The 6,893-nt window shown below is 65.6% G+C and carries 3 protein-coding genes and 1 pseudogene; 2 read left to right on the forward strand and 2 right to left on the reverse strand.

All coding sequences use genetic code 11. The features are described from left to right. Positions 1–84: 84 nt before the first annotated feature. Positions 85–723 carry an oxygen response regulator transcription factor FixJ gene (gene fixJ, locus BSE24067_RS30255; RefSeq protein ID WP_006493245.1) on the reverse strand — a complete coding sequence of 213 codons (639 nt, stop codon included), beginning with the start codon at positions 721–723 and terminating at the stop codon, positions 85–87. Next, positions 720–3,237, reverse strand: a pseudogene (gene fixL, locus BSE24067_RS30260) (oxygen sensor histidine kinase FixL). The gene fixJ and the pseudogene fixL overlap by 4 nt, the downstream one beginning before the upstream one ends. Before the next feature lie 273 nt (positions 3,238–3,510). Between fixL and aceE the strand changes: the two are divergent. Both aceE and BSE24067_RS30270 read left to right on the forward strand, forming a co-directional pair. Then, positions 3,511–6,207, forward strand: coding sequence for a pyruvate dehydrogenase (acetyl-transferring), homodimeric type (aceE, locus tag BSE24067_RS30265; RefSeq protein ID WP_151066873.1), 2,697 nt, complete (start codon positions 3,511–3,513; stop codon positions 6,205–6,207). Between the two features lie 69 nt (positions 6,208–6,276). Beyond that, the coding region (locus tag BSE24067_RS30270) for a biotin/lipoyl-containing protein (protein ID WP_302479010.1) at positions 6,277–6,893 on the forward strand (617 nt) is incomplete at its 3' end.

Here is a 6,893-nt window from a genome sequence, read left to right on the forward strand (position 1 = left end):
CCGCGCGAGTGGGCCGCATCGCGCGGCGCGGCAGTGCGCTGACGCGGCCGGCCGGGCAGGGCGCCCCGCGGCCGCGCGCGACGTTCAGGCCTGCTTCTTCGACAGCGCGAGGCGCAGCAGATCGGCGACCGTGTTGACGTTGAGCTTTTCCATGATGTTCGCGCGGTGCGCTTCGACCGTCTTGATGCTGATCCCGAGATCGTCGGCGATCTGCTTGTTCAGGCGGCCGGCGATGATCCGTTCGAGCACCTGCTGCTCGCGCGCGGTCAGCTTCGACAGGCGTTCGCTCGCGGCGCGCTGTTCCTGGACGCTCTTGCTTTCGCTTCGGGCCTTGTCGAGCATCCGCTCGACGAGCTTGCGCAGCTCGGCTTCGTCGAACGGTTTCTCGATAAAGTCCATCGCACCCTTTTTCATCGTCGACACGGCCATCGGCACGTCGCCGTGGCCGGTGACGAAGATGATCGGCAGTGCGGCGTTGTCGGCGATCAGGCGTTCCTGCAATTCGAGGCCGCTCATGCCCGACATCCGCACGTCGAGGATCAGGCACGCGATCTGGCCGGCCTGCTGCGCCGGCTGATACGCATCGAGGAACTGCTCGGCACTCGAGAAGCATTGCACGCGATAGCCGTTCGCCTCCAGCAGCCAGCGCAGCGAGTCCCGTACGGCCTCGTCGTCGTCGACGACGAAGACGGTTTCCTGAGTGGTGGTGACAGGGCTATTCATAGTTCTCCCGTAACGGTATGTGATGCCGATGCCTCGCGCCCCCCCTTGGCGGAGATCAGCGGGTTCCCCAATGGGCAGGCTGCAGTGGAACGTCGCGCCGGAAATGCGGCCGTCCGGTTCGACATTGTTCACTACCCACAGACGCCCCCGATGCGATTCGATGATCGAACGGCAGATGTTCAGCCCCATGCCCATGCCGTCGGACTTGGTGCTGTAAAACGGTTCGAACAGGCGTTCGGCGGTCGCTTCGTCGACGCCCGGACCCTGGTCGATCACGCGGATGTCGACGAAACCCGCATCGATGTCGGCGACGACGCGGATCACGCCGTCCGCCGACGCCGGCTTCACGTCCGCCATCGCCTCGGCCGCGTTCTTCATCAGGTTCACGAGCACCTGCTCGATCAGCACGGGGTCGACATAAATAATAGGCATTCTTGCGAGGATTTCCGTGACGATCCGGATTCTGCGCTTCCTGGCCTCGATTTCGGCGAGCCCGACCGCGTCGGCGACGATGTCCGCGACCCGCGCCGGCTGGCGCTTCGGCTCGCTGCGCTTCACGAATTCGCGGATCCGCTTGACGATCATCCCTGCGCGCAGCGCCTGCTGCGCGGTCTTCTCGAGCGCGGGCTGCAGCGTCTCGGGCGTGCCGCGGCCGCTCTTCACGAGCGCGAGCGTGCCCGAGCAGTAGTTGTTGATCGCGGCGAGCGGCTGATTCAGTTCGTGAGCAATCGACGACGCCATTTCACCCATCGTCATCAATCGGCTCGTGAACTGCAGCTTCTCTTCCTGCTGGTGCGCGAGTTCCTGCGCCTTCTTGCGGGTCGTGATGTCGGTCGCGATCTGCATCTGCGCGAGGTGGCCATCCACCCACTGGATGTACTGGCGGCGCACCTCGAACCACTTCTGGATGCTCTCGACGTACACCTCCTGCGCGTCGGCGGTGCTGCTTGTCAGCGCGGCGGCCGGCAGGCCGGCGAACGCGTCGACCATGTCGATCGAGTCGGACGACGCCTGCGCACGGTCGAAGCCGCCGCCCGACAGCTCCAGATGGCCGTCCGGGCGAATGCCGAACAGGTGGCGGTAGTAGCGGTTCGCGAACAGCAGCTCGGCTTCGTCGGCAGCGAGCACCGACACCGCGGCGTCGAGGCTTTCGAGCACCGTCGTGAAGCGTTCGTGCGCGGCCGCGAGTTCCTCGCGCGCGCGCTTCGGCTCGGTGATGTCGGTCATCGACGACATCCAGCCGGTCTGGCGCCCCGAGCTGTCGATCAGCGGCGACACGTACAGGCGCGCATGGAACAGCGTGCCGTTCTTGCGCCGCACGCGCAGCTCGAAGCCCGAGCTCGGCGCCTTGCCGCGCAGCGTCATGTCGAGCTGGCGCTGCATTTCCGGGTATGAATCGCGCGGCCAGTACGGAAACGGCGCGACCTTGCCGACGAGGTCGCTCTCGTCCCAGCCGGTCATCCGGCAGAACGCCGGGTTCACGTGCGTGATGCGGCCGTGCATGTCGAGCACGCGCATGCCGATCAGCACCGAGTTCTCCATCGCGCGGCGGAAGAACGCTTCCGCGTACAGCGCCTGCTGCGCCTCGAAGCGCTGGCGCGTGTGCTTCCACAGGCTCCAGAGGCTCCACAGCACGAAGCACGACAGGCCGGCCACGAGCCACACGAGCGTGTTGTTCGTCAGGTTCGTGAGCTGCGGGAACGCGTACACGCGCACGGTCAGCCCCTGGCCGGGCGGGTCGAGCGGCAGATCGTAGTGGGAATCGCGCGGCAGGCGCGGGCGCGTCGACGTCGACGACAGCTCGCGGTTGTTCGAGTCGGTGATCGAGATCTTGTACTTCGACGACAGCTCCTGCGGGATGTCGTGCTTCAGGATCCCTTCGACGGAGAACACCGCGGCGATCGAGCCGAGATATTCGCGGTCGCCGCGCATCACGGGCGTCTGCAGCGTGATGAAGCCGTTGCCGAAATCGTCGTAGATCAGCGGCGAATACGCCTGGCGGCGCGTGCTGCGCGCCTCGTCGTATGCGCCGCGCACCGCGTCCTGCATCTGCGCGTCGCCGGGCTTCGCGAGCCGCTGGCCGAGCAGCGGCGGATGCACGGTCGGCCAGCGCTGCACGCCGGGCGCGGTGTACCAGTTCAGATAGAGGATTTCCGGATGTGTCTGCATCACGTCCGCGACGGCCATCTGGAACGCGTTCTGGTCGAGGCGGCCGGACGCGAGATCGCGCGACAGCGCCTGCAGCTGTTCCTGCGCGCCCGTCATCGACAGGCGGATCTGCTGCTGCGCCCACGCGACGTTACGGAACAAAGTGTCTTCCTGCTGCTGCTGTTCGCGGCGGTTGAGGCTCCATAGAATGAGGCTCATCACCACGAGGAACACGAGGATCGACAGCAGCGGCGTCAGCAAATAGGAATTGGACCACCACGGTCCGTGGTGCCAGCGGGACGGCTGCGACTCCGCCGGCGGGCCCGACGGTCGCGCCGAGCGTGCGAAAAGCCGATCGGTCAACATGGCAGGATTGTAGCGCAGCGCAATACAGGGAAAACCGATACCCGATATGTTGAACGGAAACGAATTTGTGCCCGCGCCGCAGGCCGCAGAGGCCCGCCGCATGGGTGCAGCGCAGCAATATTCCGCATTACGAGAAAAGATCTCATAATTCGAAAATTTTGTTGCGCGCGGCCGGGCACGCTCATTACAATCCGTCGGAGCTTGCCCGCAGCCGGTCGCGTCGCGTCGTCTGCACGAGAGCGATCCTCACATTCCAGGACCCAGGAGACGAGAATGTCCGCTGTACCGAACGAAGTGATGAAATATGTCGCCGCCGAACATGACGACGACCCGCAAGAAACCGTCGAATGGCTCGAGTCGCTCGATGGCGTGATCTCCTCCGTGGGCACCGGCCGCGCGCACTACCTGATCGAAAAGCAGATCGAATTCGCGCGCATGCACGGCGAACACCTGCCGTTCTCCGCCAATACCCCGTACATCAACACGATCCCCGTCGAAGCGCAGGCGAAGATTCCGGGCGACCAGGACATCGAGCACCGCATCCGTTCGTACACGCGCTGGAACGCGCTCGCGATGGTGCTGCGCGCGGGCAAGGACACGAACGTCGGCGGCCACATCGCATCGTTCGCATCGGCCGCGACGCTCTATGACGTCGGCTACAACCACTTCTGGCACGCGGCGTCCGACCAGCACGGCGGCGATCTCGTGTTCGTGCAGGGCCACTCGTCGCCGGGCGTGTACTCGCGCGCGTTCCTGCTCGGCCGCCTGACCGAGGAGCAACTCGACAACTTCCGTCAGGAAGTCGACGGCAAAGGCATCTCGTCGTACCCGCACCCGTGGCTGATGCCGGACTTCTGGCAGTTCCCGACCGTGTCGATGGGTCTCGGCCCGATCATGGCGATCTACCAGGCGCGCTTCATGAAGTACCTGGAATCGCGCGGCATCGCGAAGACGGAAGGCCGCAAGGTCTGGGCATTCCTCGGCGACGGCGAGACCGACGAGCCGGAATCGCTGGGCGCGATCGGCATGGCGAGCCGCGAGAAGCTCGACAACCTCGTGTTCGTGATCAACTGCAACCTGCAGCGTCTCGACGGCCCGGTGCGCGGCAACGGCAAGATCATCCAGGAACTGGAATCGGAATTCCGCGGCGCCGGCTGGAACGTGATCAAGGTCATCTGGGGCAGCCGCTGGGACGCGCTGTTCGCGCGCGACAAGTCGGGCGCGCTGATGCGCCGGATGATGGAGTGCGTCGACGGCGAATACCAGACGTACAAGTCGGAGTCGGGCGCGTACGTGCGCGAGCACTTCTTCAACACGCCTGAACTGAAGGCGCTCGTCGCCGACTGGTCGGACGACGACATCTGGGCGCTGAACCGCGGCGGCCACGATCCGCACAAGATCTACGCGGCGTTCCACGAAGCCACGAACACGAAGGGCGCGCCGACCGTCATCCTCGCGAAGACCATCAAGGGCTACGGGATGGGCGAGTCGGGCCAGGCGATGAACATCACGCACCAGCAGAAGAAGCTGCCGGTCGAGCAACTGAAGAAGTTCCGTGACCAGTTCCGCCTGCCGATCACCGACGAGCAGATCGCCGACGTGCCGTACCTGAAGTTCGAGGAAGGCTCGAAGGAGCTCGAATACATGCGCCAGAAGCGCATGGACCTCGGCGGCTACCTGCCGCACCGCCGCGAGAAGGCGACGTCGCTGCCGGTGCCGGCGCTCGACGCATTCGAGCCGCTCTTGAAGGGCACGGGCGAAGGCCGCGAGATCTCGACGACGATGGCGTTCGTGCGGATCCTGAACATCCTGTTGAAGGACAAGGCGCTCGGCAAGCGCGTCGTGCCGATCGTCCCGGACGAATCGCGTACGTTCGGCATGGAAGGCCTGTTCCGCCAGATCGGCATCTGGAACCAGGAAGGCCAGAAGTACGTGCCGGAAGATTCCGACCAGCTGATGTTCTACAAGGAATCGCAGACCGGCCAGATCCTGCAGGAAGGCATCAACGAAGCGGGCGGCATGTGCGACTGGATCGCGGCGGCGACGTCGTATTCGACGCACGGCGAGATCATGGTGCCGTTCTACATCTTCTATTCGATGTTCGGCTTCCAGCGGATCGGCGATCTCGCGTGGGCGGCAGGCGACATGCGCTCGCGCGGCTTCCTGCTCGGCGGCACCGCGGGCCGCACGACGCTGAACGGCGAAGGCCTGCAGCACGAAGACGGCCACTCGCTGCTGTGGGCCGCATCGGTGCCGAACTGCGTGAGCTACGACCCGACGTTCGGCTACGAACTCGCGGTGATCATCCAGGACGGCCTGCGCCGCATGGTGCAGGACCAGGAAGACGTGTACTACTACATCACGGTGATGAACGAGAACTACGAGCACCCGGCGATTCCGCAGGGCGAGCACGTGGCGGCCGACATCATCAAGGGCATGTACTCGTTCAAGAAGGCCGACGCCGACAAGAAGGCGCCGCGCGTGCAGCTGCTCGGCGCGGGCACGATCTTCAACGAAGTGATCGCTGCCGCCGATCTGCTGAAGAACGACTGGGGCGTCGCCGCCGATCTGTGGAGCGTGCCGAGCTTCACCGAGCTCGCGCGTGAAGGCCACGACGTCGAGCGCTGGAACCTGCTCCATCCGACCGAAGAGCGCCGCCTGTCGCACGTGCAGAAGTGCCTGAAGGACACGCAGGGCCCGGTCATCGCGTCGACCGACTACGTCCGTGCGCTGGTCGACCAGATCCGCGGCCAGATCGATCGCCGCTTCGTCGTGCTGGGCACCGACGGCTTCGGCCGTTCGGACACCCGCGAGAAACTGCGTCACTTCTTCGAAGTCGACCGTCACTGGGTCACCGTCGCCGCGCTGAACGCGCTGGCCGACGAAGGCACGATCGAGCGCAAGGTGGTCGCGGACGCGATCGCCAAGTACAACCTCGATCCGTCGAAGCCCAACCCGATGACCGTTTAACGCACACGCCCGTGTGATGCCGCGCGCCGCTTCCGGCTGGGGCGCGCGCGGCCATGGAGACACAAAAAGATGAGTCAAGCGATCGAAGTGAAGGTGCCGGATATCGGCGATTACAAGGACGTGCCCGTCATCGAGGTGCTCGTGAAGGCTGGCGACACGGTCGAGCCCGAGCAGTCGCTCGTCACGCTGGAGTCGGACAAGGCGACGATGGACGTCCCGAGCCCGGCAGGCGGCACGGTCAAGGAAGTGAAGGTGAAGGTCGGCGATTCCGTGTCGGAAGGCTCGCTGATCATCCTGCTCGAAGGCGGCGCGGGCGCCCAGGCGAACGGCGCGGCTGCGCCGGCCGCGGCTCCTGCAGCAGCGCCGGCACCGGCCGCCGCGGCACCCGCCGCACCGGCCGCATCCGGCGGCACGCTCGAGGTGAAGGTGCCCGACATCGGCGACTACAAGGACGTCCCGGTGATCGAGATCGGCGTGAAGGTCGGCGACACGGTCGAGAAGGAGCAGTCGCTCGTCACGCTCGAGTCGGACAAGGCGACGATGGACGTGCCGAGCCCGGCTGCCGGCGTCGTGAAGGAAATCAAGGTCAAGGTGGGCGATTCGGTGTCGGAAGGCACGCTGATCGTGCTGCTCGACGCCGCCGGCGCACCGGCCGCCGCCGCGCCGCAGGCCAGCGCACCGGCTCC

The organism is Burkholderia latens (genome assembly GCF_902499045.1).
Classification (GTDB): Bacteria; Pseudomonadota; Gammaproteobacteria; order Burkholderiales; family Burkholderiaceae; genus Burkholderia; species Burkholderia latens.

Coding starts and splice junctions, on each gene's coding strand:
- aceE (WP_151066873.1), top strand. CDS start 3,511: ATGTCCGCTGTACCGAACGAAGTGATGAAATATGTCGCCGCCGAACAT.
- fixJ (WP_006493245.1), bottom strand. CDS start 723: ATGAATAGCCCTGTCACCACCACTCAGGAAACCGTCTTCGTCGTCGAC.